This window comes from Paraburkholderia sp. BCC1884, assembly GCF_900996225.1.
In the GTDB taxonomy this organism is placed as follows: domain Bacteria; phylum Pseudomonadota; class Gammaproteobacteria; order Burkholderiales; family Burkholderiaceae; genus Paraburkholderia.
Genome location: NZ_CAAJGL010000002.1, coordinates 1 through 473, shown reverse-complemented (window position 1 = coordinate 473; position 473 = coordinate 1). Strand labels below are relative to the sequence as shown.

The window sequence follows — 473 nt, the reverse complement described above, 5'->3', positions numbered from 1 at the left end:
GCCTCGCGCACCGCGTTCGGCAAGCCGCTGGCGGCGCTGGGCGGCAATGCCGACATCGTCGCGAACCTGCGCATGGCGATCGACCAGGCGCGCCTGCTGACGCTGAAGGCCGCCTGGACCATCGACACGCAGGGCGTCAAGGCGGCCTTGAGCCTGATCTCGCAGATCAAGGTGGTGGTGCCGGCGGTGGCCCAGCAGGCCGCCGACGCGGCGATCCAGATCCACGGCGGCGCGGGCGTGTCCGACGACGTGCCGCTGACCCACCTGTATGCCTATGCGCGCGTGCTTCGCCTGGCCGACGGGCCCGACGAGGTGCATCGCGGGGTGGTCGCCAAGCTCGAGTTCAAGCGCCAGGCCGGCGAGCAGGCGAGCCGCCGCGCGGGAGCCGCGGCATGAGCGCGCCGATCGACGGCGCCCGCGAGGTGCGCGACGAGGACCGGCTCGACGCGGCAAGGCTCGACGCATTCCTCAAG

At 72.9% G+C, this 473-nt stretch carries 1 protein-coding gene; it reads left to right on the top strand.

The window, feature by feature from the left end:
* Positions 1-396: acyl-CoA dehydrogenase family protein (locus tag FQ705_RS00010; protein WP_260854344.1), on the top strand; the 396-nt coding region annotated here is incomplete at its 5' end.
* Between the last annotated feature and the right edge of the window lie 77 nt (positions 397-473).